Here is a 24,671-nt window from a genome sequence, read left to right as displayed (position 1 = left end):
GATGAAGACGATGGTACGCAACAAGACCTTCTGGCTGTTTCTCGTGGTGCTGTTCGCACTGCCGGTGCTGCCCGGCGCGCTGCAGGTGCCCGAGTACTGGATCACGCTGCTGAACTACATCGGCCTGTATGCGATCGTCGCGATCGGGCTCGTGCTGCTGACGGGCGTCGGCGGGATGACGAGCTTCGGGCAGGCCGCGTTCGTCGGCATCGGCGCGTATGCGACCGCGTTCCTGACGACGCGGTACGGCGTGTCGCCGTGGCTCGCGCTGATCGTCGGCGTCGTGCTGACGGCGCTCGTCGCGCTCGTGCTCGGCGCCGTGACGATGCGGCTGTCCGGGCACTTCCTGCCGCTCGGCACGATCGCGTGGGGCCTCGCGCTGTTCTACCTGTTCGGCAACCTCGAACTGCTCGGCAAGTACGACGGGATCAACGGGATTCCGGCGCTGAACCTGTTCGGCATCCCGCTCGAAAGCGGCCGCAGCCTGTACTTCCTGATCTGGGCGGTGGTGCTGGCCGCGATCGTGTCGGTGCAGAACCTGCTCAACAGCCGCCCGGGCCGCGCGATCCGCGCGCTGCGCGGCGGCGGCGTGATGGCCGAGGCGATGGGCGTGAACACCGCGTGGATGCGCGTCGTGATCTTCGTCTACGCGGCCGTGCTCGCAGCCGTGTCGGGCTTTCTGTACGCGCACCTGCAGCGCGCGGTGAATCCGACCCCGTTCGGCCTGAACCACGGGATCGAATTCCTGTTCATGGCGGTGGTGGGCGGCGTGTCGCACGTATGGGGCGCGGTGCTCGGCGCGGCGATCCTGACCGTGCTGCAGGACTACCTGCAGACACTGCTGCCGAAGCTGCTCGGTTCGGAAGGCAACTTCGAGATCATCGTGTTCGGCGTACTGATGGTGCTGCTGCTGCAGTACGCGCGCCAGGGCGTATGGCCGTTCGTCGCGAAGCTGTTCCCGCGCGGGCCGCGCGCGCATGTGCCGGAGCAGGCCGACCCGCTGCCGCAGCGCGCGAAGCCCGTGGCCGGCGAGCCGCTGCTCGTCGTCGACAGCGCGCGCAAGCAGTTCGGCGGACTGGTGGCCGTCAACGACGTCAGCTTCGACGTGAAAGCCGGGCAGATCATCGGGCTGATCGGCCCGAACGGCGCGGGCAAATCGACCACGTTCAACCTCGTGACCGGCGTGCTGAAGCCGACCGGCGGCGCGATCACGTTTCGTGGCGAGCGCATCGACGGGCTGACGTCGCGTCAGATCGTCCGCCGCGGCATCGGTCGCACGTTCCAGCACGTGAAGCTGTTGCCGGCGATGACGGTGCTCGAGAACGTCGCGATCGGCGCCCATCTTCGCGGTCATACGGGCGTGTGGCGCAGCATCGCGCGGCTCAATGCACACGAGGAAGCGCAGTTGCTGGCCGAAGCCGCGCGCCAGATCCGCCGCGTCGGGCTCGAGAAGCACATGTACGACGAAGCGGGCAGCCTCGCGCTCGGCCAGCAGCGGATTCTCGAAATCGCGCGGGCGCTGTGCTGTGATCCGACGTTGCTGCTGCTCGACGAGCCGGCCGCCGGCCTGCGCTACCAGGAGAAGCAGCAACTCGCCGACCTGCTGCGGCGGCTGAAGGCCGAAGGGATGAGCGTGTTGCTCGTGGAACATGACATGGATTTCGTGATGAACCTCACCGACCGGCTGGTCGTGATGGAGTTCGGCACGCGGATCGCGGAAGGGCTGCCGCAGGATGTGCAGCAGGATCCGGCCGTGCTCGAAGCGTATCTGGGCGGGGTGGAGTGATGACGGACACGACGATGCCGATTCTCGAAGTGCGCGGGCTGGCGGTGCGGTACGGGAAGGTGGAGGCGCTGCACGGGGCTGCCATCAAGGTCGGGGCGGGGCAGATCGTCAGCGTGATCGGCCCGAACGGCGCCGGTAAATCGACGCTGCTGAACGCGATCATGGGGGCGCTGCCGGTAACGGGACACGCGGCGGGCGCGGTCGTGTATCGCGGCAACGACGTCGGCGCGTTGCCGGTCGAGCAGCGCGTCGCGCGCGGAATGTGCCTCGTACCGGAAAAGCGCGAGCTGTTCAGTACGATGACGGTCGAGGACAACCTCATATTGGGCGCATATCGGCGCAAGCTGGCTGGGGAAGCGAACTTCCTCGATCAGCTCGATCACGTGTTCGCGCTGTTTCCGCGGCTGAAGGAGCGCCGCAGGCAGGCGGCCGGCACGCTGTCCGGCGGCGAGCGGCAGATGCTGGCGGTCGGCCGTGCGCTGATGGGCAAGCCCGACCTGCTGATGCTCGACGAGCCGAGTCTTGGGTTGGCGCCGCTGATCGTGAAGGAGATCTTTCATATCATCAGCGCGTTGCGCGGTACCGGCGTTGCGACGCTGCTGATCGAGCAGAACGCACGCGCGGCGCTGCAGATCTCCGACTACGGCTATGTGCTGGAGACGGGCGAGTTTGCGCTGGAAGGGCCGGCTGCCGAGCTCGCGCAGAATCCGCGTGTAATCGAGACGTATCTCGGGTTGGCGAAGAAAACCGCTTGATTGTCGGTGCGGTGGGCGGGAAACGGGCGGCGTGTTTCACGTGAAACACGCCGTTTTTGTTTGCGAGGTCGCGAGGAGGCTCGATACATCGCCGGTTCGGGACCGGGGGATAAGTCGCGCCGGAATAGTCGGAAGCTCTGTGCGGCGCTGCTCAGGCTTGTTCCACAGGCCGACGATGCGTCGCACTTCAGTGGATAAGTCCCGGGACAACCGACGGAAATGCTGTGAGGAAGAGGGCACAGGGTGTCCGGGTCGGAGTGTTGGGCTTGCCACAGACATGGGTCAGGTTAGGGTTCCACACTTGCGGGCGCGACTATCAACCCGGCTTTTGCACAGGCACGACGATGTGCGTTGAACACTCGTACACACCGCCGAAGCAGACCCGGCGCGGCAATTCGCCTTTCCCCCCTAAAAAAACGCCGAAATGCACAGACCCTACCATTCGGACGGCCTTCGGGTGAAAAGCGAACCCGCTATAATTCGGCCCATACATTTCTCTGATAGGTTCGTGCGCAGCTCTGCGTACGGAGTCCACCATGCTTTTTCCCACAGAATTTGACGTCATCGTCGTCGGTGGCGGTCACGCCGGCACGGAAGCCGCGCTGGCGTCCGCCCGTATGGGCGCAAAGACACTGCTGCTGACCCACAACATCGAAACGCTTGGGCAGATGAGCTGCAATCCGTCGATCGGCGGCATTGGCAAGGGCCATCTGGTCAAGGAAGTCGACGCGCTGGGCGGCGCAATGGCCGCCGCGACGGACGAAAGCGGTATTCAGTTCCGGATCCTCAATTCGTCGAAGGGACCGGCCGTGCGCGCGACGCGTGCGCAGGCCGATCGCATCCTGTACAAGGCCGCGATCCGCCACCGGCTCGAAAATCAGCCGAACCTGTGGCTGTTCCAGCAGGCCGTCGACGACCTGATGGTCGAAGGCGACCGCGTGGTGGGCGCCGTCACGCAGATCGGCATCCGCTTCCGCGCTCGCGCAGTCGTGCTGACGGCCGGTACGTTCCTCGACGGCAAGATCCACGTCGGCCTGAACAACTACACGGGCGGTCGCGCGGGCGATCCGGCGGCCGTGTCGCTGTCGTCGCGCCTGAAGGAGCTGAAGCTGCCGCAGGGCCGCCTGAAGACCGGTACGCCGCCGCGTATCGACGGCCGCACGATCGACTTCTCGAAGCTCGACGAGCAGCCGGGCGACCTCGATCCGATCCCCGTGTTCTCGTTCCTGGGCCGCGCGGAGCAGCATCCGCAGCAGTTGCCGTGCTGGGTCACGCATACGAACGAGCGCACGCACGACATCATTCGCGGCGGTCTCGACCGTTCGCCTATGTATACAGGCGTGATCGAAGGCGTCGGGCCGCGCTATTGCCCGTCGATCGAGGACAAGATCCATCGGTTCGCGTCGAAGGAATCGCATCAGATCTTCCTCGAGCCGGAAGGGCTGACGACCAACGAGTTCTACCCGAACGGGATCTCGACGAGCCTGCCGTTCGATGTCCAGCTCGAGCTCGTGCATTCGATGCGCGGCCTTGAGAACGCACATATCCTGCGCCCCGGTTACGCGATCGAGTACGACTACTTCGATCCGCGTGCGCTGAAGGCGTCGCTCGAGACGAAGGCGATCAACGGGCTGTTCTTTGCGGGCCAGATCAATGGCACGACCGGCTACGAGGAAGCGGCTGCGCAGGGTCTGCTGGCCGGCCTCAATGCGGGCCGCTACGTGCAAGAGAAGGATGCATGGTGCCCGCGTCGCGACCAGGCCTATCTGGGCGTGCTGGTCGACGATCTCGTCACGCGCGGCGTGGCCGAGCCGTACCGGATGTTCACGAGCCGGGCCGAGTATCGCCTGAGCCTGCGCGAAGACAACGCCGACATGCGCCTGACCGAGATCGGCCGTGAACTGGGGCTCGTTGACGACGCGCGCTGGGACGCCTTCAGCCGGAAGCGCGACGCTGTTTCACGTGAAACCGAACGCCTGAAGTCGACGTGGGTCACGCCGAAGACGCTGCCGGCGGAAGAGGCGACCGCGCTGCTCGGCAAGGCGATCGATCACGAATACAGCCTCGCCGAGCTGCTGCGGCGCCCGGGCGTGAGCTACGACGGCGTGTGCGGGCTGAAGGGCGGCGAGTGCGGTCCTGCGGAGCCGCTGACGGACGATCCGGTGCTGCTCGAGCAGATCAAGGAGCAGGTCGAGATCGCCATCAAGTATCAGGGCTATATCGAGCGTCAGGCATCCGAGATCGAGCGCAACGACGCGAACGAGAACACGCGCCTGCCGGACGGCATCGATTACCGCGAAGTCCGCGGTCTGTCGTTCGAGGTGAGCCAGAAGCTCAACGAGTTCCGGCCGGAAACGATCGGGCAGGCGTCGCGCATCTCGGGCGTCACGCCCGCGGCCATCTCGCTGCTGATGGTGCACCTGAAGCGTCGCGGCCTGGGCCGTCGTAACGGCACGGCCGCAGAGGCCGCGGAGCAGGGGGACGGCAGCGTCCCGACGCAACAATGACGGCGCGTCGCGCGCCGGCGGTTAATCGGGACGTACTGGAACAGATGCTCGTCGAAGGTACGGCGGCACTCGACCTCACGCTGACGGATACACAACGCAACCAGCTGCTCGACTATGTCGCGCTGCTCGGCAAGTGGAACGCGGTCTACAACCTGACCGCGATCCGCGACCCGAAGCAGATGCTGATCCAGCACATTCTCGATTCGCTTTCCATCGTCCCGCATCTGCGCGGCCGTGCATCGGCGCGTGTGCTCGACGTCGGCTCGGGCGGCGGGCTGCCCGGTATCGTGCTGGCGATCGTCGAGCCGGGCTGGCAGATCACGCTGAACGATATCGTGCAGAAGAAGTCTGCCTTCCAGACGCAGATGCGCGCGGAGCTGAAGCTCGCGAACCTGTCGGTCGTCACTGGGCGGGTCGAATCGCTGCAGCCGGGTGTCGACGTGCCGGAAAAATTCGACATGATCGTATCCCGCGCTTTCGCGGACCTGTCCGACTTCGTTAAACTTGCTCGACATCTGGTTGCGCCGGGCGGGTCGATCTGGGCGATGAAGGGCGTTCACCCGGACGACGAGATTGCGCGGTTGCCGGAAGGCAGCCGCGTGAAGCAGACGATCCGGCTGGCGGTGCCGATGCTCGATGCGGAGCGGCATCTGTTCGAAGTGACCGTCGACGACGCGAATTGAAGGCGCGCAGTAGCGCGCCGTTTGTTTGAAGGTAAAGGGAACACACCAACGATGGCAAAGATCTTCTGCGTTGCGAACCAGAAGGGGGGCGTCGGCAAGACGACGACATCGGTCAATCTCGCCGCAAGCCTTGCAGCGCAGGAGCAACGAGTCCTGTTGATCGATCTCGACCCGCAGGGCAACGCGACGATGGGCAGCGGGATCGACAAGGCCGCCTGCGAAGCGACCGTGTACGAAGTGCTGATCGACGGCGTGTCGGTGACCGACGCGCGCGTGCGTCCGGAAGGTGTCACTTACGACGTGCTTCCCGCGAACCGCGAGCTGTCCGGCGCCGAGATCGAGCTGATCAGCATCGACAACCGCGAGCGCCGCCTGAAGGCCGCGCTCGAGCACGTGGCCGACGACTACGATTTCGTGCTGATCGATTGCCCGCCGACGCTGTCGCTGCTGACGCTGAACGGGCTGTGCGCGGCGCATGGCGTCGTGATCCCGATGCAGTGCGAGTACTTCGCACTGGAAGGGCTGTCGGACCTCGTCAACACGATCAAGCAGGTTCACGCGAACATGAACCGCGACCTGAAGATCATCGGCTTGCTGCGCGTGATGTTCGATCCGCGCATCACGCTGCAGCAGCAAGTCTCCGATCAACTGAAAGCGCACTTCGGCGACAAGGTGTTCGACGCGGTGATTCCGCGCAACGTGCGCCTGGCGGAAGCGCCGAGTTACGGGTTGCCGGGCGTCGTGTTCGACCGCAGTTCGCGCGGTGCGCAGGCGTATATCCAGTTCGGTGCCGAGATGATCGAGCGCGTGCGCGCGTTCGAGGTGTCGTGATCCGGACATGAGCGAAGCGAGGAAGAAAGACATGAACGCGGTACCAAAGAAGAAGGGCTTGGGACGTGGCCTCGAAGCGCTGCTCGGCGGCAGTGCCGATATCACCGAAGCGGTGAAGATCGAAGGGGCACCGAACACGCTCGCGCTCGGCAAGCTGCAAGCCGGCAAGTACCAGCCGCGCACGCGGATGGACGAGGGCAGCCTGCAGGAGCTCGCGGCAAGCATTCGCGCACAGGGCGTGATGCAGCCGATCCTGGTACGGCCTATTTCATCAGACAAATACGAGATTATCGCGGGCGAGCGGCGTTTCCGTGCCGCGCGCCTGGCCGGCCTCGATGAAGTGCCGGTGCTCGTGAAGGACGTATCCGATCAGGCTGCCGCCGCGATGGCGCTGATCGAGAACATCCAGCGCGAGGACCTGAATCCGCTTGAAGAGGCGCACGGCATCCAGCGCCTGATCGACGAATTCGGTTTCACGCACGAACAGGCCGCCGAATCGGTCGGCCGTTCGCGCAGCGCGGTGTCGAACCTGCTGCGCCTGCTGAATCTCGCGTCGCCGGTGCAGACGATGCTGCTGGCCGGCGATCTCGACATGGGGCACGCGCGTGCGCTGCTCGCCGTCGATGCGGCCACGCAGATCACGCTCGCGCATCAGGTGGTCAACAAGCGCATGTCGGTGCGCGAGACCGAGAAGCTCGTCGCGCACACGACGAAGGAAGCGCCGGCCGTGAAGGCGCGTGCGAAGGACGATGGCGGTCGCGATACGCGTCGCCTCGAAGAGGAGTTGTCCGACCTGCTCGCGTCGACGGTGAAGATCAAGCTCGGCCGTCGCGGGCGAGGACAGGTGCTGATCGACTTCGGCAACCTCGACGCGCTCGAGGGCATTCTCGCGCGACTGCGCGGCAACGTCGCGACCGAAGAGTAACGGGCAACCCATGGAACAGATGGGCACACCGGCGCCGCGCCGGTGGCTCGGCTGGCTTGCGCAGGAACCGGTACTGTCGGTGCTCGCGCTTGGCCTGATCGTGCTGCAATGGGTGCGTCCGCAACCATTTTCGATACTCGCCGATCGCGTCGACTGGCAGACGGTCGCGACGCTCGCGGGCCTGTTGATGTTGACCAAGGCGCTCGAGCTGTCCGGCTGCCTGATGTGGCTCGCGCATCGCATCGTGCATCACGTGCATTCCGAGCGCGGGCTCGCGATGCTGCTGGTCGGCTTCGCCGCGGTGTTGTCGATGTGGCTCACCAACGACGTCGCGCTGTTCGTCGTCGTGCCGTTGATGGTGTCGCTGCGCGCGCTGACACCGCTGCCGTTCCGGCGGCTCGTGATCGTCGTCGCGCTGGCCGTCAATGCGGGGTCCGTCGCGACACCGCTCGGCAATCCGCAGAATCTTTTCCTGTGGCAATTGAGCGGCGTGTCGTTCGGCCGCTTCGTGGTCACGCTCGGGCCGCTCGCCCTCGCGCTGATGGCGCTGCTGCTCGTGCTGACCGCCTTGATGTTTCGCGCGAAGCCGCTCGACCTGTCCGGCGACGCTGCCGCTTTTCCCGTCCAACGCATGCACGCGCTGATCGCGGCGGTGCTGTTCGCCGCGTTCGTGCTGCTCGCCGATGCGCACCATCCGCTGCCGGGCCTCGTCGGTGTCGCGATCGTGCTGCTCGCCGTCAAACGTGACGCAGTCCTGAAGATCGACTGGCTGCTGCTGCTAATCTTCGTGCTGATGTTCGTCGTGTTGCGCAGCGCGGCTGCGCTGCCCGTGGTGCACGACGCGATTGCGCACGCGCAACTCGATTCGCCGCTACGCGTCTATGCCGCCGGTGCCGTGCTGTCGCAGGTGATCAGCAACGTGCCGGCCGCGATCCTGCTGTCGGAGTTCACGCACGACTGGCGCGCGCTTGCCTTCGGCGTATCGGTCGGCGGCTTCGGTTTCGCGATCGGCTCGCTCGCGAACCTGATCGCGGTGCGTCTTGCGAAGGAGCCGCGCATGTGGCTGCCGTTCCACCTCGTTTCGATTCCGTTCGCGCTGGTGAGCGCGGTGTTCGGCGCGTGGTTGCTCATGCACGGTTGAGCGAGGCCGGCGTATGCGGCACAGGCGCGCCGTTCGGGTGGCGGGCAGGGCGCACAGCGTTCGCGGTGATCGAGGGCCGTTGATAAGCGCTGCAATCCACAGTCGAACATCTGTGGCGGCGTGACAACTGATTGGATGAATCGATGCGCGAGCATCCGGGCGAATTTCGCGCGCCGTGCCCGGTGATTCGGTCGCGGCGTTTTGCTTGTTCCGGGGTGTCGCGCCGAGTCATTCCCGATCGCTGAATTGCAGCGAATTCCCGGCGGCGATCGCGCCGCTTCCTCCTGGCCCGCAGCGGCCATCGTTTCCCCGCATTTCCCCCATCACCGGACTTTTTCGCGCAAGAAATGCCGGTGCGAAAAACCGACCTTACAACTGTCATCGTACGTCGTCGAATCGGGCGTTTTTTCACATCATGAGGCGTCGTTTTATGCAGGTTTTTGTCGCGTCTAAAGCCTTGAATCACTTGCAACTATCGCTTACAATCGCCCGGATTTGTTAGCTAGGCACCCCTGAAAGCTTTCAGAAAGCTTGGGGTCGGGTTCAAGGATTCTGCGGAAGATTGCGATGGCGGGTCAGGCGCCGAACGACAGGCACGATGATCAGCGCACGCAACGCACCGCTTCGGCGGCCGGCGAGCGGCGTGAATCCGACGATGACTGGGATGTCGAGCAGCAAGAAGATAACAACATCGTTCCGCTTACGCGGACCGAGGCCGAAAGGCTGTTCGGTCCGAACGTGAGCAAGCCCTCGCGCGTGACCCCCTACAAGGTGGTGTTCGCGCAAGTGGTCCTGTCCCTGGTTGCAACGCTGGCGTGGTGGCTGTTTTCGAAGTCGCCGGGCGCCGCTGCGCAATCCGCGTTTCTGGGCGGAGCGATCGGCTGGGTGCCCAGTGCGGTATTCGTGGCACGACTGAAGGCAGGTGGCTCGGCCACCGTGATGAGCTGGGTGATGGGCGAAGCCCTGAAACTGGCTCTGACGGTCGGGATGTTCACCGCAGTGGCGTTCGGCTGGGCCGGCGTGCACTGGGTGCCGTTCCTCGTCACGTACCTCGTCGTGCTGAAGACGTACTGGATCGCGCTGGCCTGGCGGTAAGGAACAAGCAGCGTGCGGTTTCGACAACGAACCGCACCGGCCCGTTCCCGCAATAGCGTGTTGCGGAACGGGGCAAAACGATTTTCGACAATTTGGGTGGCATTAACGATATGGCAGCTAGCGAAGGCACGCGTGGTCCGGATCCGTCCGAGTACATTGCGCACCACTTGCAGAATTTCTCCACCTCGCATCAGACGTCGATTTTCGACATCCACGTCTGGAATATCGACACGCTGTTCTGGTCGATCGTCTGCGGCATCGTGACGATCCTCCTGCTGCGTCTGGCCGCTCGCAAGGCGACGTCGGGCGTGCCGGGCCGTTTCCAGTGCGCGATCGAGATGCTCGTCGAAATGGTCGAAGACCAGTCGAAGGCCATCGTCCACGGCAATCGCACCTTCATCGCGCCGCTCGCCCTCACGGTGTTCGTGTGGGTCGCGCTGATGAACTCCCTCGACTTCCTCCCGGTCGACCTGCCGGGCCGCGTGATCGGCCTGCTCGGTCTGTCGGACGTGATTTCCCACCATCGCATCGTCCCGACGGCCGACCTGAACGGCACGCTCGGCATCGCGCTCGGCGTGTTCGTCCTGATGATCTACTACAGCATCAAGATCAAGGGCGCGGGCGGCTTTGTGCATGAGCTGCTGTCGGCCCCGTTCGGCGCCCACCCGCTGCTGTGGATCCCGAACCTCGCGCTCAACATCGTCGAATATCTCGCAAAGACCGTCTCCCTCGGTATGCGGCTGTTCGGCAACATGTACGCGGGTGAGCTGTTGTTCCTGTTGATCGCCCTGCTCGGCAGCATGTGGAGCTTCGGTGGCGACGCAACGTTCCTCGGCTTCGTTGGTCATGTGATCGCGGGTAGCGTCTGGGCAATCTTCCACATTCTGATTGTTCTGTTGCAGGCATTCATTTTCATGATGCTGACGCTGGTGTATCTCGGCCAGGCGCACGACACGCACTAAGCGTGGCGTGCAAGAAAGAGTCTTCGTTTTAGTTTTTTAAATCTCAGTTCCAAGTCTTTTCACAAAGGAGTGATCATGCAAGCTTACATCGCCAACATCCAGGGTCTGACCGCCATCGGTATCGGCATCATCATCGGCCTGGGTGCAATCGGCGCCTGTATCGGTATCGCGCTGATGGGTGGCAAGTACATTGAAGCCTGCGCACGTCAGCCGGAACTCATCAACCCGCTGCAAACGAAGATGTTCCTGCTGGCTGGTCTGATCGACGCTGCATTCCTGATCGGCGTGGGTGTCGCAATGCTGTTCGCGTTCGCGAACCCGCTCCTGTCGAAGCTCGTCGCAGGCTAAGGTTCCTCGGAAATATGCGTCCGGCGTGAGCCGGCGCAGGGCGGAACGGAGACTTGGGGCGCTGATCGAATGCAACTCGATGAGCGCCTTACCGTTTCATTTTTCCGGAATAGCAGATAAGGAAACACCGTGAATCTCAACGCAACTCTGTTTGCGCAAATGGTCGTGTTCCTGGTCCTCGCGTGGTTCACGATGAAATTCGTGTGGCCGCCGTTGATCAACGCCCTCGACGAACGTTCGAAGAAGATCGCCGACGGCCTCGCCGCCGCCGAGAAGGGCAAGGCGGAACTCGACGCAGCGCACAAGCGCGTGGACCAGGAACTCGCGCAGGCCCGCAACGACGGCCAGCAGCGCATCGCCGACGCTGAAAAGCGTGCGCAGGCGGTCGCCGAGGAAATCAAGGCCAACGCCCAGGCTGAAGCCGCCCGCATCGTCGCCCAGGCGAAGGCGGAAGCAGAACAGCAAATCGTGAAGGCGCGTGAAGCGCTGCGTGGCGAAGTCGCCTCGCTGGCCGTGAAGGGCGCCGAGCAGATCCTGAAGCGCGAAGTCGATCAAACGGCCCACGCCCAACTGCTGAATCAACTGAAAGCCGAGCTCTGATCATGGCCGAACTTGCAACCATCGCCCGCCCTTACGCAGAAGCGCTGTTCCGCGTGGCCGAGGGAGGTGACATCGCCGCCTGGTCCACGCTCGTGCAAGAGCTGGCCCAGGTTGCGCGTCTGCCGGAAGTACTGTCGGTCGCGTCGAGCCCGAAGGTGACGCGCACGCAAGTGGCCGAGCTGCTGCTTGCTGCGGTGAAGTCGCCGGTCGCGGCCGGCGCCGAAGCGAAGAACTTCGTGCAGATGCTGGTCGACAATCATCGCATCGCGCTGCTGCCGGAAATTGCCGAGCAATTCGAGGCGCTCAAGAACGAACGTGAAGGCGCAGCCGACGCCGAGATCGTGAGCGCGTTCCCGCTGAACGGCGCGGATCTCGAGAGTCTCGTCTCGGGCCTCGAACGCAAGTTCAAGCGCAAGCTGAAACCGACGGTCGAAGTCGATTCGTCGCTGATCGGCGGCGTACGCGTGACGGTCGGCGACGAAGTGCTCGACACCTCGGTTCGCGCGCGCCTCGCATCGATGCAGGCTGCCTTGACCGCCTGAGCGCCACGCCGGCACGCAACAGAATTGACTATCAGGAGCGAATAATGCAACTCAATCCCTCTGAGATCAGCGAGCTGATCAAGAGCCGGATCCAGGGCCTTGAAGCGAGCGCAGACGTTCGCAACCAGGGCACCGTGATCTCCGTGACCGACGGTATCGTGCGTATCCACGGCCTGTCGGACGTGATGCAGGGCGAAATGCTCGAGTTTCCGGGCAACACGTTCGGCCTCGCGCTGAACCTCGAGCGCGACTCGGTCGGCGCGGTGATTCTCGGCGAATACGAACACATCTCGGAAGGCGACGTCGTCAAGACGACGGGCCGCATTCTGGAAGTCCCGGTTGGCCCGGAACTCGTCGGCCGCGTGGTCGACGCGCTCGGCAACCCGATCGACGGCAAGGGCCCGGTCAACGCGAAGCTGACCGACGCGATCGAAAAGATCGCCCCGGGCGTGATCTGGCGTAAGTCGGTGTCGCAGCCGGTGCAGACGGGTATCAAGTCGATCGACGCGATGGTGCCGATCGGCCGTGGCCAGCGTGAGCTGATCATCGGCGACCGTCAGTGCGGCAAGACCGCGGTGGCGCTCGACGCGATCATCAACCAGAAGGGCAAGGACCTGATCTGTATCTACGTCGCGATCGGCCAGAAGGCTTCGTCGATCATGAACGTGGTTCGCAAGCTCGAAGAAACGGGCGCGATGGAATACACGATCGTCGTCGCCGCTTCGGCATCGGATTCCGCCGCGATGCAGTACCTGGCACCGTACGCCGGCTGCACGATGGGCGAATACTTCCGCGACCGCGGCCAAGACGCGCTGATCATCTATGACGACTTGACCAAGCAGGCTTGGGCATACCGTCAGATCTCGCTGCTGCTGCGCCGCCCGCCGGGCCGTGAAGCGTACCCGGGCGACGTGTTCTATCTGCACTCGCGTCTGCTCGAGCGTGCGGCTCGCGTGTCGGAAGAGTACGTCGAGAAGTTCACGAACGGCGAAGTGAAGGGCAAGAGCGGCTCGCTGACGGCACTGCCGGTCATCGAAACGCAGGCTGGCGACGTGACCGCGTTCGTTCCGACGAACGTGATCTCGATTACCGACGGTCAGATCTTCCTGGAAACCGACCTGTTCAACGCAGGCATCCGCCCGGCAATCAACGCCGGCGTGTCGGTGTCGCGCGTCGGTGGCGCCGCTCAGACGAAGGTCGTGAAGAAGCTGTCGGGCGGTATCCGTACCGACCTCGCGCAGTACCGTGAACTGGCCGCATTCGCGCAGTTCGCATCGGACCTCGACGAAGCGACCCGCAAGCAGCTCGAGCGCGGCCGCCGCGTGACGGAACTGCTGAAGCAGCCGCAGTACCAGCCGCTGCAGGTCTGGGAACTGGCCGTGTCGCTGTACGCCGCGAACAACGGCTACCTCGACGATCTCGACGTCAAGCAAGTGCTGCCGTTCGAGAAGGGCCTGCGCGACAACCTGAAGACCAGCCACGCTGACCTCATCAAGCGCATCGAAGACACCAAGGATCTCTCGAAGGACGACGAAGGCGCGCTGCGCGCGGCGATCGAATCCTTCAAGAAGTCCGGTGCCTATTGATCCGCGAGTGACACACTGAGGCCGCGCGGGGGCTGATGCGCCCGCGCCGCTTCGGTGAGCGATGCATGAGCCCCGAGTAAAGCACTAACTCGGGGCGCAAAGGAGCAAGCTATGGCTGGAATGAAGGAAATTCGCGGCAAGATCAAGAGCGTGCAGAACACGCGCAAGATCACGAAGGCGATGGAGATGGTGGCTGCATCGAAGATGCGTCGCGCGCAGGAACGCATGCGCGCCGCTCGTCCGTATGCAGACAAGGTCCGTGCCATCGCCGCGCACATGAGCCGCGCAAACCCGGAGTACCGCCACCCGTTCATGGTGGCGAACGAAGGCGTGAACACGGCCGGCATCATCCTCGTCACGACGGACAAGGGTCTGTGCGGCGGTCTGAACACCAACGTGCTGCGTGCGACGGTGCAGAAGTTCAAGGAGCTGGAAGAGAAGGGCCAGAAGGTCGAAGCCACCGCGATCGGTAGCAAGGGCCTCGGGTTCCTGAACCGCTTCGGCGCGAAGGTGATGTCGCAGGTCGTGCACCTCGGCGACACCCCGCACCTGGACAAGTTGATCGGCGCCGTGAAGACGCAGCTCGATCTGTACTCGGAAGGCAAGCTGTCGGCGGTTTATATCGCGTACACGCGCTTCGTCAACACGATGAAGCAGGAAGCCGTGATCGAGCAACTGCTGCCGCTGTCGTCGGACCACTTCGATGCGGATGACGGCACGCCGTCGACGTCGTGGGATTACATCTACGAGCCGGACGCGCAGGCAGTCGTCGACGAACTGCTCGTGCGTTACGTCGAGGCGCTGGTGTACCAGGCCGTCGCGGAGAACATGGCGTCCGAGCAATCGGCGCGCATGGTCGCGATGAAGGCCGCGTCCGACAACGCGAAGACGGTGATCAGCGAACTGCAGCTCGTGTACAACAAGAGCCGCCAGGCCGCGATTACGAAAGAACTGTCGGAGATCGTCGGCGGCGCAGCCGCTGTTTAAGCGCGCGCCCGGGACGACAACTGCGCCTTTGCGCGAGTAAAGAATCAGGTATTTAAAGGAAAAGCGATGAGTACTGCTGCTTTGGTAGAAGGCAAGATCGTACAGTGCATCGGCGCCGTTATCGACGTGGAATTCCCGCGCGACAGCATGCCGAAGATCTACGACGCGCTTATTCTCGATGGCTCGGAACTGACGCTCGAAGTCCAGCAGCAGCTGGGCGACGGCGTGGTCCGTACCATTTGTCTGGGTGCATCCGACGGCCTGCGCCGCGGCCTGACCGTGAAGAACACGGCCAAGCCGATCTCGGTGCCGGTCGGCAAGCCGACCCTCGGTCGTATCATGGACGTGCTCGGCCGTCCGATCGACGAAGCCGGCCCGATCGAGAGCGACGTGACGCGTTCGATCCACCAGAAGGCACCGGCGTTCGACGAACTGTCGCCGTCGACCGAACTGCTCGAAACGGGTATCAAGGTCATCGACCTGATCTGCCCGTTCGCAAAGGGCGGCAAGGTTGGCCTGTTCGGTGGTGCAGGCGTGGGCAAGACCGTCAACATGATGGAGCTCATCAACAACATCGCGAAGGAGCACGGCGGTTACTCCGTGTTCGCGGGCGTGGGCGAGCGTACCCGTGAAGGGAATGACTTCTACCACGAAATGAAGGACTCGAACGTTCTCGACAAGGTCGCGCTGGTGTACGGCCAGATGAACGAGCCGCCGGGCAACCGTCTGCGCGTCGCGCTGACCGGCCTGACGATGGCTGAGCACTTCCGTGACGAAGGCCTCGACGTGCTGTTCTTCGTCGACAACATCTACCGTTTCACGCTGGCCGGTACCGAAGTGTCGGCACTGCTCGGCCGTATGCCGTCGGCAGTGGGCTATCAGCCGACGCTGGCTGAAGAAATGGGCAAGCTGCAAGAGCGCATCACGTCGACCAAGAAGGGCTCGATTACGTCGGTTCAGGCCGTGTACGTCCCTGCGGACGACTTGACCGACCCGTCGCCGGCAACCACCTTCGGCCACTTGGACGCAACCGTCGTTCTGTCGCGTGACATCGCTTCGCTGGGTATCTACCCGGCGGTCGACCCGCTCGACTCGACGTCGCGCCAGATCGACCCGAACGTGATCGGTGAAGAGCACTACTCGATCACCCGTCGCGTTCAGCAGACGCTGCAGCGCTACAAGGAACTGCGCGACATCATCGCGATTCTGGGCATGGACGAACTGTCGCCGGAAGACAAGCTGTCGGTCGCACGTGCGCGTAAGATCCAGCGTTTCCTGTCGCAGCCGTTCCACGTCGCTGAAGTGTTCACGGGCTCGCCGGGCAAGTACGTGCCGCTGAAGGAAACGATCCGTGGCTTCAAGATGATCGTCGACGGCGAGTGCGACCACCTGCCGGAACAGGCGTTCTACATGGTCGGCACGATCGACGAAGCCTTCGAAAAGGCCAAGAAGATCCAGTAAGGGTCTGAGTGGTAGCACGCTGGCGCGATCCGGCCACGGTGTAGTGAATCACTGTTGTCGATTTGCTTCACGGCGGGTCGCGCCGACCGCAACACGCTCAACCAGGAGTCGATATGGCAACCATCAAAGTAGACGTCGTCAGCGCGGAAGAGCAGATCTTCTCGGGCGAGGCGAAATTCGTCGCGCTGCCGGGCGAAACGGGTGAGCTGGGTATTCTGCCGGGTCACACGCCGCTGATCACGCGGATTCGTCCGGGTGCGGTGCGCATCGAAGTCGAGGGCGGCAACGACGAATTCGTGTTCGTCGCGGGCGGCATTCTCGAAGTGCAGCCGGGCGCCGTGACGGTGCTCGCCGATACCGCGATCCGCGGCAAGGACCTCGACGCGGCGAAAGCCGAGGAAGCGCGCAAGCGTGCCGAGGAAACGCTGCAGAACGCGAAGTCGGACCTCGACCTCGCAAAGGCGCAATCCGAGCTCGCGACCGCGATGGCGCAGCTCGAAGCGATCCAGCGTCTGGCGAAGATCCGCAGCCGGCACTGAGCCGCGCCGCGTATCCCGCGAAAGAAAGCAGCCTTCGGGCTGCTTTTTTTTCGCCTGCCGTTTTTGTCTGCGGTTTGCGGGCCGGATCATATCGTCCGGTCATGCTATTTCACCCGTCCGTCGCGATTCGATGTCAGAGTGTCGTCAGCGGAGCGCGGCATCATCCGCACAGAGACTGTCCGCCGCGCTCGCGGCGGGGCAGGCGCGCGCATCAGCCGCGTGCCGGGCCGATCAGACAAAAACGGACGGAGACATCGATGGCAGCAGACCTTGGCAAGGGGGCGCTGATCGCGCCCGAAAACGGACTGTCGTACGTGCGCGGCGCGACCGACGTGCCGCTATCCGAAGCGACGATCAGCCGGTTCCTGCTCGATACGGCCGGCCGTTTTCCCGACCGTCCGGCCGTCGTGTTCCGCGAGCAGCAGGTGCGCTGGACCTGGCGCGCGTTCGCGAACGAGGTCGACGTGCTGGCGGCAGGGCTCGCCGCACTCGGGATCGTGAAGGGCGACTGCGTCGGCATCTGGTCGCCGAACCGCAGCGAATGGCTGCTCACGCAGTTCGCGACTGCGCGGATCGGCGCCGTGCTCGTCAACATCAATCCGGCCTACCGGCTATCGGAACTCGAATACGCGCTGAACAAGGTCGGCTGCAAGGCCGTGATCGCGGCCGAGCGCTTCAAGACGTCCGCGTACGTCGAGATGCTGCAGACCATCGCGCCGGAGCTCGCGACTGCGACGCCGGGTGATCTGCACGCGGCGCGCGTGCCGAGCCTGCGCACGATCGTGTCGATGGGCGAGGTGGCGCCCGCCGGCATGTTCCGCTTCGCGGACGTGATGGCGCGCGGCCGCCAGGCCGTCGATTCCGCGCTGCTCGATGCGATCGGCGCGACGCTCACGGCCAACGATCCGATCAATATCCAGTTCACGAGCGGCACGACCGGCAGCCCGAAGGGCGCGACGCTCACGCACCGCAACGTCGTCAACAACGCGCGCTCGATCGCGATGGCGATGCGTTTCACCGAACAGGATTCGCTCTGCATCCCGGTGCCGCTCTATCACTGCTTCGGGATGGTGCTGGCCGTGCTCGCCTGCGTGTCGAAGGGCGCCGCGATGGTGTTTCCCGGCGAAGCGTTCGACCCGGTCGCGACGCTCGCGGCGGTGGCCGAAGAACGCTGCACCGCGCTGCACGGCGTGCCGACGATGTTCATCGCGGAGCTCGACCATCCGGCATTCTCGAAATTCGACCTGTCGACGCTGCGCACCGGGATCATGGCCGGCTCGCCGTGCCCGATCGAGACGATGAAGCGCGTCGTGTCGCAGATGCATCTTTCTGAAATCACGATCGCGTACGGGATGACGGAGACGAGCCCCGTGTCGTTCCAGAGCTCGACCGACGATCCGCTGGAAAAGCGCACGACGACGGTCGGCCGCATCCAGCCGCATCTCGAAGTGAAGATCGTCGATCCGGCCGGCGACATCGTGCCGGTCGGCGCGACGGGCGAGCTGTGCACGAAGGGCTATTCGGTGATGCTCGGCTACTGGGACGACGACGCGAAGACGCGCGAGGTGCTGGTCGACGGCTGGATGCATACGGGCGACCTCGCGACGCTCGACGAGGACGGCTACTGCAACATCGTCGGCCGCCTGAAGGACATGGTGATTCGCGGCGGCGAGAACGTTTATCCGCGCGAGATCGAGGAATTCCTGTTCCGCCATCCGAAGATCCAGAGCGCGCAGGTATTCGGCGTGCCCGATGCGAAGTACGGCGAGGAGCTGTGCGCGTGGATCGTGCTGCGCGCGGACGAGCAGATGACCGAGGACGACGTGCGCGCGTTCTGCAACGGGCAGATCGCGCACTACAAGATTCCGCGCTATATCCGCTTCGTCGACGAGCTACCGATGACGGTGACGGGCAAGGTGCAGAAGTTCGTGATGCGCGACCGGATGATCGAGGAACTGAAGCTCGCCGTGCAGAAGACTGCTTGAAGCGGGACGGTGCGGGAAAATGCGGGAGAACGTGGCGGCCTGCGGGCCGCCCTATGCAGGTCGCTACGTTTTCGATGGACGAAAAAAAGCGGGCTTATTAGCCCGCTAAAAACCACACGCTACGGGGTTAGCGCGAGGAGACCAAAGATGAAACCGGATCCGGCGGGGAGCCGGAAACGACTCCAACAGGGATGCCCCTCGGAAGGGCTTCGGTACGTGACCGACTGGCTCGCAGCGCTTCGCGTCCGCTCACACTTGGCACACGAGACCGCATCCGTGTTGAAACCGTTGAGGCCCATTGTGGGCGAATTAATGACCCGTGGCGGTAACAAAGTGTTTCAGGTTGTAACGCCCGCCAGATAAGGCTTTCCGGGATTTTTTGCTGTTTTCGGGGTCCTGAAAAAGGTCATATTTACCCATCTTTTCCGATGCGTTTTCAAGGCATGCGCACGATGCGTTTTTCACGCGTATCGGGCGCGATGAATTGCCGATTTTCACGCGAGAAAGTGCACGGCGTGATCGATACCGCACATGACGATTCATTCGTCGGAAAGATTTTGAAACGTGATCGGAACGCGCGAAAGTCGGCCGATCGGCCAATCCGGCGGGTTTTGCGCCGGTGACGGGTGGGGCGGCGCCAAGGGAAGGTGTAACGGCGGCATGCCGGTCGCCGCCTCAGACGAGATGTCGGCACCCGGCGACTGCGGGGTCGGTGCCCGTTATCGGCCGCCGAGACGCGCGTCCGATTACTTCAACCACTTGTCCGAAATCGCCTGATATTCACCGGTGGACAGCGCGAGATGCAGCCACTGGTCGACGTACTGCTGGAACACGACGTCGCCGCGCGGCACCATGTACGCCTTCTCGCCGAACTGGAACGGCTTGTCCGGATGCACCGAGCACAGGCCCGGATTCAGCTTTTGCTGCAGCTGCGTCTCGGACGCATCCGTCACCATCACGTCGGCCTTGCCGGCGAGGATCTGCTTGAAGATCGTCACGTTGTCCGGATAGACGGTCAGGTTCGCGTGCGTGAAGAACTGCTTCGCGAACCGCTCGTTGGTGCCGCCCGGATTCACGATCACGCGCGTCTCGGGCCGGTCGATCTGCGCGACGCTCTGGTACTTGTCGGCATCCGCGCAGCGCACGATCGGCGTCTTGCCGTCGACCACGTACGGCTGCGTGAAGAACACGCGCTTCTGGCGCTCGAGCGTCGTCGATATGCCGCCCACCGCGATGTCGCACTTCGCGACGAAGTCGTTGGTGAGGTTCGACCAGCTTGTCTTCACGTAATCGGTCTTCACGCCGAGCGATTTCGCGAGCGATTCGGCCATGTCGATGTCGATGCCCTCGAAGCGGCCGTCCGCGCGGTAGTACGAATACGGCTTGTAGTCGCCCGTCGTGCACACGCGCAGCGCGCCGCGCGCGAGCACGTCGTCGAGCCGCGAGCCGGCGGCCGGCGCGGTCGTGGCGGTGCCGGCCGCGGTCTGCGCGTGCGCGGCAGTGCAGCACAGCAATGCGGCTGCGGCGAGCGTGGCGAATGTCTTCATCGGTCTCCTCCTTCGTTCGGTTCGATATCAGCGTCCGATCATAACGGAGCCATCGCGCGCGTCATATGGCCGCCATCGCATCGGCATACGCAGCCGCGCGGCCGCGCTCCGGTAAAATGCCGCTTTGCCTTCGCATCGTCGCTCCTACCGTGGCCCATAACCTGCTCAACGACACCTTCCTGCGTGCGCTTCTGCGCGAGCCGACCGACTACACGCCGATCTGGCTGATGCGCCAGGCCGGCCGCTACCTGCCCGAATACAACGCGACGCGCGCGCGCGCCGGCAGCTTCCTCGGCCTCGCCAAGAATCCCGACTACGCGACCGAAGTGACGCTGCAGCCGCTCGAGCGCTTCCCGCTCGACGCCGCGATCCTGTTCTCGGACATCCTGACGATTCCCGACGCGATGGGGCTCGGCCTCGACTTCCAGGTCGGCGAAGGGCCGAAGTTCGCGCATCCGGTGCGCACCGAGGCCGACGTCGCGAAGCTCGCGGTGCCGGACATCGAGGAGACGCTCGGCTACGTGACGGGCGCCGTGCGCGAGATCCGCCGCGCGCTCACCGACGGCCAGGGCCGTCAGCGCGTGCCGCTGATCGGCTTCTCGGGCAGCCCGTGGACGCTCGCGTGCTACATGGTCGAAGGCGGTGGCTCGGACGATTTCCGCACGGTGAAGTCGATGGCGTATTCGCGCCCCGACCTGATGCACCGGATCCTCGACGTGAACGCGCAGGCGGTGGCCGCATACCTGAACGCGCAGATCGAAGCGGGCGCGCAGGCCGTGATGATCTTCGATACGTGGGGCGGCGCGCTGGCCGACGGCGCGTACCAGCGTTTCTCGCTCGATTACATCCGCCGCGTGGTGTCGCAGCTCAAGCGCGAGCACGACGGCGAGCGCGTGCCGGTAATCACGTTCACGAAGGGCGGCGGCCTGTGGCTCGAGGAGATCGCGGCGACCGGCGTCGATGCGGTCGGGCTCGACTGGACGGTCAACCTCGGCGCCGCGCGCGAGCGCGTCGCGGGGCGCGTGGCGCTGCAGGGCAACCTCGACCCGACGATCCTGTTTGCGCCGCCGGCCGCAGTGCGCGAACAGGCGCGCGCGGTGCTCGACAGCTACGGCAACCATCCGGGCCACGTGTTCAACCTCGGGCACGGTATTTCGCAATTCACGTCACCCGATCACGTCGCCGAACTCGTCGACGAAGTGCATACCCACAGCCGCGCGATCCTTAGCGGAGCGGCGGGCTGAACGCAAGCGCCGTCATGCTGCGCTGCGGAATGACGACGTTTCGTTATTGAAACTAAACACGACGCGACCCCGCTCCCGTTGCCGATTCGGTGCTTGTCAAGACTTGACTTATACACATTTTCCACGTTGCAGCGCGGTAGAGCCCCGTATCGGTCAATTTGTCTCGCTATGGTTGGGTAATTTGAATAGCAGCCTTATGGAATAAGGCTTCGCGGGGCACCGCGGCAAGCGGCGAAAAACAGCGGAAAGCACGGCCCCGCGCGCGTTGCGGCCGTTGAGCGGCGAGTTCTCAACAAAGTTATCCACAGGCTGGGCAGGGTATACGGCGATTCCTAATGCGAATCCAAAACTTAGCGCCGAATCTGAAGTTTTACTTTAAGTTCGCCGTCGCGATGCGGGCGCGGATGCAAGCCGTCCGTCCCTTGCGTGCCGCCGTTGCCGGAGCGTCTCGATGAGCGGCACCTACCTGCGCGTGGCGCTCGACCATCCGCTCGCGACCCTGTTCGACTACCGCTGCGACGTGCAGCCAGCGCCCGTGCCCGGCACGCTCGTGCAGGTGCCGTTCGGCAAGCGGCAGGCCGTCGGGCTCGTCTGCGAAGTCACCACTCACACCGATGTGCCGCCGTCGCGGCTGCGCGCGGTCGACGCGATCTGTGCCGACCTGCCGCCGCTGTCGACGGACTGGCTCGCGCTCGTGTCGTTTGCCGCCGACTACTATCAGCGCGGGCGCGGCGAGGTCGCGTTGCCGGCGCTGCCGCAGGCGCTGCGCGACGCCGGGCGTTGGGGGCGGCTGCTCGCGCCGGAAGTGCGCTACCGGCCGACCGAAGCCGGCCGCGCGGCGCTGCCCGATGCGTTGCCTGCGCGCGGCGCGGCGCTGCGCCGGCTCGCGCAGGCGCTGGTCGACACCGGCTCGCTGACGCTGCCCGACGCGCGTGCGCTGCATCCGAAGGCGGCCGCGACGCTCGACGACTGGGCGGCGCGCGGCTGGGTCGACGTCGAGGAAATCGGTTGGGCCGATGCGCCTGTGGCCAAACCTGTGGATAACCTGTCGACAAGCGGTGGACGCGCTGTGCCGCCGGCGTTGACGGACCAGCAGGCCGAGGCGCTCGACGCGATCCGCGCCGCGCAGGGCTTCGCGCCGTTCCTGCTGCACGGCGTGACGGGCAGCGGCAAGACCGAGGTCTACTTGCATGCGCTCGCATCGCTGCTCGACGCGCGGCCGGACGCGCAGGCGCTCGTGCTCGTGCCTGAAATCAACCTGACGCCGCAGTTCGAGGCCGCGTTTCGCGCGCGCTTCGCGGGCGCGCTCGCCGACGACGCGATCGTCACGCTGCACAGCGGGCTCGCCGAAGGCGAGCGGGCGCGCAACTGGCTCGCCGCGCACACGGGCCGCGCGCGGATCGTGCTCGGCACGCGCCTCGCGGTGCTCGCGTCGATGCCGACGCTCGCGCTGATCGTCGTCGACGAAGAGCACGAGCCCGCGTACAAGCAGCAGGAAGGGCTGCGCTATTCGGCGCGCGACCTGGCCGTGTGGCGCGCGAAGCAGCTCGGCATCACCATCGTGCTCGGCTCGGCCACGCCGTCGCTCGAAAGCTGGTGGCAGGCCGAGCAGGGGCGCTACACGCGGCTCACGCTGTCGCGCCGCGCGGTGGCCGACGCGACGCTGCCGACCGTGCGGCTGATCGATCTCGAAGAAGAGCGGCGGCGCGGGCGCGCGTCGATGGGCGGGCTGTCGGGGCCGCTCGTCGCGGCGCTGAAGGCGCGGCTCGAGCGCGGCGAACAGAGCCTCGTATTCCTGAACCGGCGCGGTTACGCGCCGCAGCTCGCGTGCGACGCATGCGGCTGGGTGGCCGGCTGCCCGCGCTGCAGCGCGTATGTCGTGCTGCACAAGCCCGAGCATGCGCTGCGCTGCCATCACTGCGGCTGGGAAGCGCGCATTCCGCGCTCGTGCCCCGAGTGCGGGAACGTCGACATCGCGCCGCTCGGGCGCGGCACGCAGCGCATCGAGGAGGCGCTTGCCGAGGCCGTGCCGGGCGCGCGGATTCTGCGGATCGACGCGGACAGCACACGCCGCAAGGGCAGCGCGCAGGCGCTGTTCTCGGATGTGCATGCGGGCGAGGTCGACATCCTGGTCGGCACGCAGATGATCGCGAAGGGGCACGACTTCCAGCGCGTGTCGCTCGTCGGCGTGCTCAATGCCGATACCGCGCTGTTCTCGCACGACTTCCGCGCGAGCGAGCGGCTGTTCGCGCAGCTGATGCAGGTGAGCGGCCGCGCGGGGCGCGCCGGGCTGCCGGGCGAGGTGATGGTGCAGACGCGCTACCCGCGTCACGCGCTGTACCACGCGCTCGGGCGGCAGGACTACGTGGGCTTCGCGAATTCGACGCTCGGCGAGCGTCGCGACGCGCACCTGCCGCCGTTCGTCTACCAGGCGCTGCTGCGCGCCGAAGGGCGCACGCTCGACGCGGCGCTCGCGTTCCTGCAGCAGGCCGCGGCCGCGTTGCCGGGGCTGCCGGGCGCCGATCGCGTGACCGTGTACGACGCGGTGCCGATGACGATCGTGAAGGTCGCGAACGTCCATCGCGCGCAGTTGCTGCTCGAAAGCGCGTCGCGGGCGGCGCTGCAGCATGCGCTGCGCGCATGGCAGCCTGAGCTGCGCGCGCTGAAGGGCGTGCTGCGGTGGAGCGTCGAGGTCGATCCGCTGGATATCTGAGCGGCGCGGCGGCGACCGGTATGGGACATTGCCTGCCGCCTGCCGCCTGCCGCCTGCCGCCTGCCGCCTGCCGCCCGAGGCCCGAGGCCCGAGGCCCAGCGCCCCACGCCCCACGCCCCACGCCCCACGCCCCACGCCCCACGCCCCACGCCCGGCACGATCCGCGATCCGCGATCCCGCTGCCGGAGGCCCATTCCACCCCTGCTGCGCCCCCACCCACCCATCCAGTGCAACCCGTTTTCCCCCGCGGCTCTATACACCGCAGGTTGCCCACGCGCGTCGAACCGACCCGATCAGGGAAAACACCGAGCCTTCGACCACGGGCAACCCCTAGGTTGCAACTGCATAAGTGTCTGATTATATTGGCTAACTCATGGGTGCAACCTGCCTCTCAATTTGGTTGCACCTTTTTATTGCGTGCCGTAGGATTTCGC

The 24,671-nt window shown here is 64.9% G+C and carries 20 protein-coding genes; 19 read left to right on the top strand and 1 reads right to left on the bottom strand.

Annotation, left to right across the window (positions count from 1 at the left end):
• Position 1 precedes the first annotated feature (1 nt).
• The 17 genes from HWW87_RS30335 to HWW87_RS30255 all read left to right on the top strand — a co-directional run bounded on the left by HWW87_RS30335 (position 2) and on the right by HWW87_RS30255 (position 18,733).
• Complete coding sequence (locus HWW87_RS30335; RefSeq protein ID WP_175823386.1) at positions 2-1,786, top strand: branched-chain amino acid ABC transporter ATP-binding protein/permease; 1,785 nt, start codon at positions 2-4, stop codon at positions 1,784-1,786.
• The gene (locus HWW87_RS30330; RefSeq protein WP_175823385.1) at positions 1,786-2,541 is read left to right on the top strand and encodes an ABC transporter ATP-binding protein; all 756 of its coding nucleotides are present in this window, start codon (positions 1,786-1,788) and stop codon (positions 2,539-2,541) included. Before HWW87_RS30335 ends, HWW87_RS30330 begins: the two co-directional genes overlap by 1 nt.
• A gap of 536 nt (positions 2,542-3,077) precedes the next feature.
• The gene (gene mnmG, locus HWW87_RS30325) at positions 3,078-5,048 is read left to right on the top strand and encodes a tRNA uridine-5-carboxymethylaminomethyl(34) synthesis enzyme MnmG (protein ID WP_175823384.1); all 1,971 of its coding nucleotides are present in this window, start codon (positions 3,078-3,080) and stop codon (positions 5,046-5,048) included.
• Entirely contained in the window at positions 5,045-5,731 is a 687-nt protein-coding gene (rsmG, locus tag HWW87_RS30320; protein ID WP_175823383.1) for a 16S rRNA (guanine(527)-N(7))-methyltransferase RsmG, read from the top strand. The genes mnmG and rsmG overlap by 4 nt, the downstream gene beginning before the upstream one ends.
• Positions 5,732-5,782: 51 nt before the next feature.
• Positions 5,783-6,562 (top strand): ParA family protein, encoded by a 780-nt coding sequence (locus HWW87_RS30315; protein WP_174388699.1) that lies wholly within the window; start codon positions 5,783-5,785, stop codon positions 6,560-6,562.
• Positions 6,563-6,593: 31 nt separating this feature from the next.
• The gene (locus HWW87_RS30310; RefSeq protein WP_174388700.1) at positions 6,594-7,487 is read left to right on the top strand and encodes a ParB/RepB/Spo0J family partition protein; all 894 of its coding nucleotides are present in this window, start codon (positions 6,594-6,596) and stop codon (positions 7,485-7,487) included.
• A gap of 10 nt (positions 7,488-7,497) precedes the next feature.
• Complete coding sequence (locus tag HWW87_RS30305; RefSeq protein WP_175823382.1) at positions 7,498-8,628, top strand: SLC13 family permease; 1,131 nt, start codon at positions 7,498-7,500, stop codon at positions 8,626-8,628.
• 567 nt (positions 8,629-9,195) lie between these two features.
• A complete protein-coding gene (locus HWW87_RS30300; protein ID WP_174432118.1) occupies positions 9,196-9,723 on the top strand; it encodes an ATP synthase subunit I in 528 nt (175 codons plus the stop codon).
• A gap of 110 nt (positions 9,724-9,833) precedes the next feature.
• Positions 9,834-10,685, top strand: coding sequence for a F0F1 ATP synthase subunit A (gene atpB, locus HWW87_RS30295; RefSeq protein ID WP_050015830.1), 852 nt, complete (start codon positions 9,834-9,836; stop codon positions 10,683-10,685).
• 75 nt (positions 10,686-10,760) lie between these two features.
• Positions 10,761-11,033, top strand: coding sequence for a F0F1 ATP synthase subunit C (gene atpE, locus HWW87_RS30290; protein WP_021160442.1), 273 nt, complete (start codon positions 10,761-10,763; stop codon positions 11,031-11,033).
• A 129-nt stretch (positions 11,034-11,162) separates the two neighbouring features.
• Positions 11,163-11,633: a F0F1 ATP synthase subunit B gene (locus HWW87_RS30285; protein ID WP_006751767.1), complete on the top strand. Its 471-nt coding sequence runs from the start codon at positions 11,163-11,165 to the stop codon at positions 11,631-11,633.
• A gap of 2 nt (positions 11,634-11,635) precedes the next feature.
• Positions 11,636-12,175, top strand: coding sequence for a F0F1 ATP synthase subunit delta (locus HWW87_RS30280; RefSeq protein WP_014895498.1), 540 nt, complete (start codon positions 11,636-11,638; stop codon positions 12,173-12,175).
• 44 nt (positions 12,176-12,219) lie between these two features.
• A complete protein-coding gene (atpA, locus tag HWW87_RS30275) occupies positions 12,220-13,761 on the top strand; it encodes a F0F1 ATP synthase subunit alpha (protein WP_174432119.1) in 1,542 nt (513 codons plus the stop codon).
• Between the two features lie 111 nt (positions 13,762-13,872).
• Positions 13,873-14,748: a F0F1 ATP synthase subunit gamma gene (gene atpG, locus HWW87_RS30270; RefSeq protein ID WP_174432120.1), complete on the top strand. Its 876-nt coding sequence runs from the start codon at positions 13,873-13,875 to the stop codon at positions 14,746-14,748.
• Between the two features lie 66 nt (positions 14,749-14,814).
• Complete coding sequence (atpD, locus tag HWW87_RS30265; RefSeq protein ID WP_006477287.1) at positions 14,815-16,209, top strand: F0F1 ATP synthase subunit beta; 1,395 nt, start codon at positions 14,815-14,817, stop codon at positions 16,207-16,209.
• Between the two features lie 113 nt (positions 16,210-16,322).
• Complete coding sequence (locus tag HWW87_RS30260) at positions 16,323-16,748, top strand: F0F1 ATP synthase subunit epsilon (RefSeq protein ID WP_006477288.1); 426 nt, start codon at positions 16,323-16,325, stop codon at positions 16,746-16,748.
• Between the two features lie 257 nt (positions 16,749-17,005).
• Complete coding sequence (locus tag HWW87_RS30255) at positions 17,006-18,733, top strand: AMP-binding protein (RefSeq protein WP_175823381.1); 1,728 nt, start codon at positions 17,006-17,008, stop codon at positions 18,731-18,733.
• A 746-nt stretch (positions 18,734-19,479) separates the two neighbouring features.
• Here HWW87_RS30255 and HWW87_RS30250 read toward each other — a convergent pair.
• Entirely contained in the window at positions 19,480-20,280 is an 801-nt protein-coding gene (locus HWW87_RS30250; protein ID WP_175823380.1) for a transporter substrate-binding domain-containing protein, read from the bottom strand.
• A gap of 149 nt (positions 20,281-20,429) precedes the next feature.
• Between HWW87_RS30250 and hemE the strand changes: the two genes are divergently transcribed.
• Together hemE and HWW87_RS30240 are read left to right on the top strand one after the other, a co-directional pair.
• Positions 20,430-21,524, top strand: a complete 1,095-nt coding sequence (gene hemE, locus HWW87_RS30245; protein ID WP_279608058.1) for a uroporphyrinogen decarboxylase — start codon at positions 20,430-20,432, stop codon at positions 21,522-21,524.
• 451 nt (positions 21,525-21,975) lie between these two features.
• On the top strand, positions 21,976-24,237 hold the full coding sequence (locus HWW87_RS30240; protein ID WP_175823378.1) for a primosomal protein N': 2,262 nt from the start codon (positions 21,976-21,978) through the stop codon (positions 24,235-24,237).
• Positions 24,238-24,671 lie beyond the last annotated feature (434 nt).

This window comes from Burkholderia sp. BCC0419, from assembly GCF_902830285.1.
In the GTDB taxonomy this organism is placed as follows: Bacteria; Pseudomonadota; Gammaproteobacteria; order Burkholderiales; family Burkholderiaceae; genus Burkholderia.
The sequence above is the reverse complement of the archived record's forward strand: the minus strand, read 5'-3'. Positions and strand labels throughout refer to the sequence as shown.

Coding starts and splice junctions, on each gene's coding strand:
- HWW87_RS30335 (WP_175823386.1), top strand. CDS start 2: ATGAAGACGATGGTACGCAACAAGACCTTCTGGCTGTTTCTCGTGGTG.
- HWW87_RS30330 (WP_175823385.1), top strand. CDS start 1,786: ATGACGGACACGACGATGCCGATTCTCGAAGTGCGCGGGCTGGCGGTG.
- mnmG (WP_175823384.1), top strand. CDS start 3,078: ATGCTTTTTCCCACAGAATTTGACGTCATCGTCGTCGGTGGCGGTCAC.
- rsmG (WP_175823383.1), top strand. CDS start 5,045: ATGACGGCGCGTCGCGCGCCGGCGGTTAATCGGGACGTACTGGAACAG.
- HWW87_RS30315 (WP_174388699.1), top strand. CDS start 5,783: ATGGCAAAGATCTTCTGCGTTGCGAACCAGAAGGGGGGCGTCGGCAAG.
- HWW87_RS30310 (WP_174388700.1), top strand. CDS start 6,594: ATGAACGCGGTACCAAAGAAGAAGGGCTTGGGACGTGGCCTCGAAGCG.
- HWW87_RS30305 (WP_175823382.1), top strand. CDS start 7,498: ATGGAACAGATGGGCACACCGGCGCCGCGCCGGTGGCTCGGCTGGCTT.
- HWW87_RS30300 (WP_174432118.1), top strand. CDS start 9,196: ATGGCGGGTCAGGCGCCGAACGACAGGCACGATGATCAGCGCACGCAA.
- atpB (WP_050015830.1), top strand. CDS start 9,834: ATGGCAGCTAGCGAAGGCACGCGTGGTCCGGATCCGTCCGAGTACATT.
- atpE (WP_021160442.1), top strand. CDS start 10,761: ATGCAAGCTTACATCGCCAACATCCAGGGTCTGACCGCCATCGGTATC.
- HWW87_RS30280 (WP_014895498.1), top strand. CDS start 11,636: ATGGCCGAACTTGCAACCATCGCCCGCCCTTACGCAGAAGCGCTGTTC.
- atpA (WP_174432119.1), top strand. CDS start 12,220: ATGCAACTCAATCCCTCTGAGATCAGCGAGCTGATCAAGAGCCGGATC.
- atpG (WP_174432120.1), top strand. CDS start 13,873: ATGGCTGGAATGAAGGAAATTCGCGGCAAGATCAAGAGCGTGCAGAAC.
- atpD (WP_006477287.1), top strand. CDS start 14,815: ATGAGTACTGCTGCTTTGGTAGAAGGCAAGATCGTACAGTGCATCGGC.
- HWW87_RS30260 (WP_006477288.1), top strand. CDS start 16,323: ATGGCAACCATCAAAGTAGACGTCGTCAGCGCGGAAGAGCAGATCTTC.
- HWW87_RS30255 (WP_175823381.1), top strand. CDS start 17,006: ATGGCAGCAGACCTTGGCAAGGGGGCGCTGATCGCGCCCGAAAACGGA.
- HWW87_RS30250 (WP_175823380.1), bottom strand. CDS start 20,280: ATGAAGACATTCGCCACGCTCGCCGCAGCCGCATTGCTGTGCTGCACT.
- HWW87_RS30240 (WP_175823378.1), top strand. CDS start 21,976: ATGAGCGGCACCTACCTGCGCGTGGCGCTCGACCATCCGCTCGCGACC.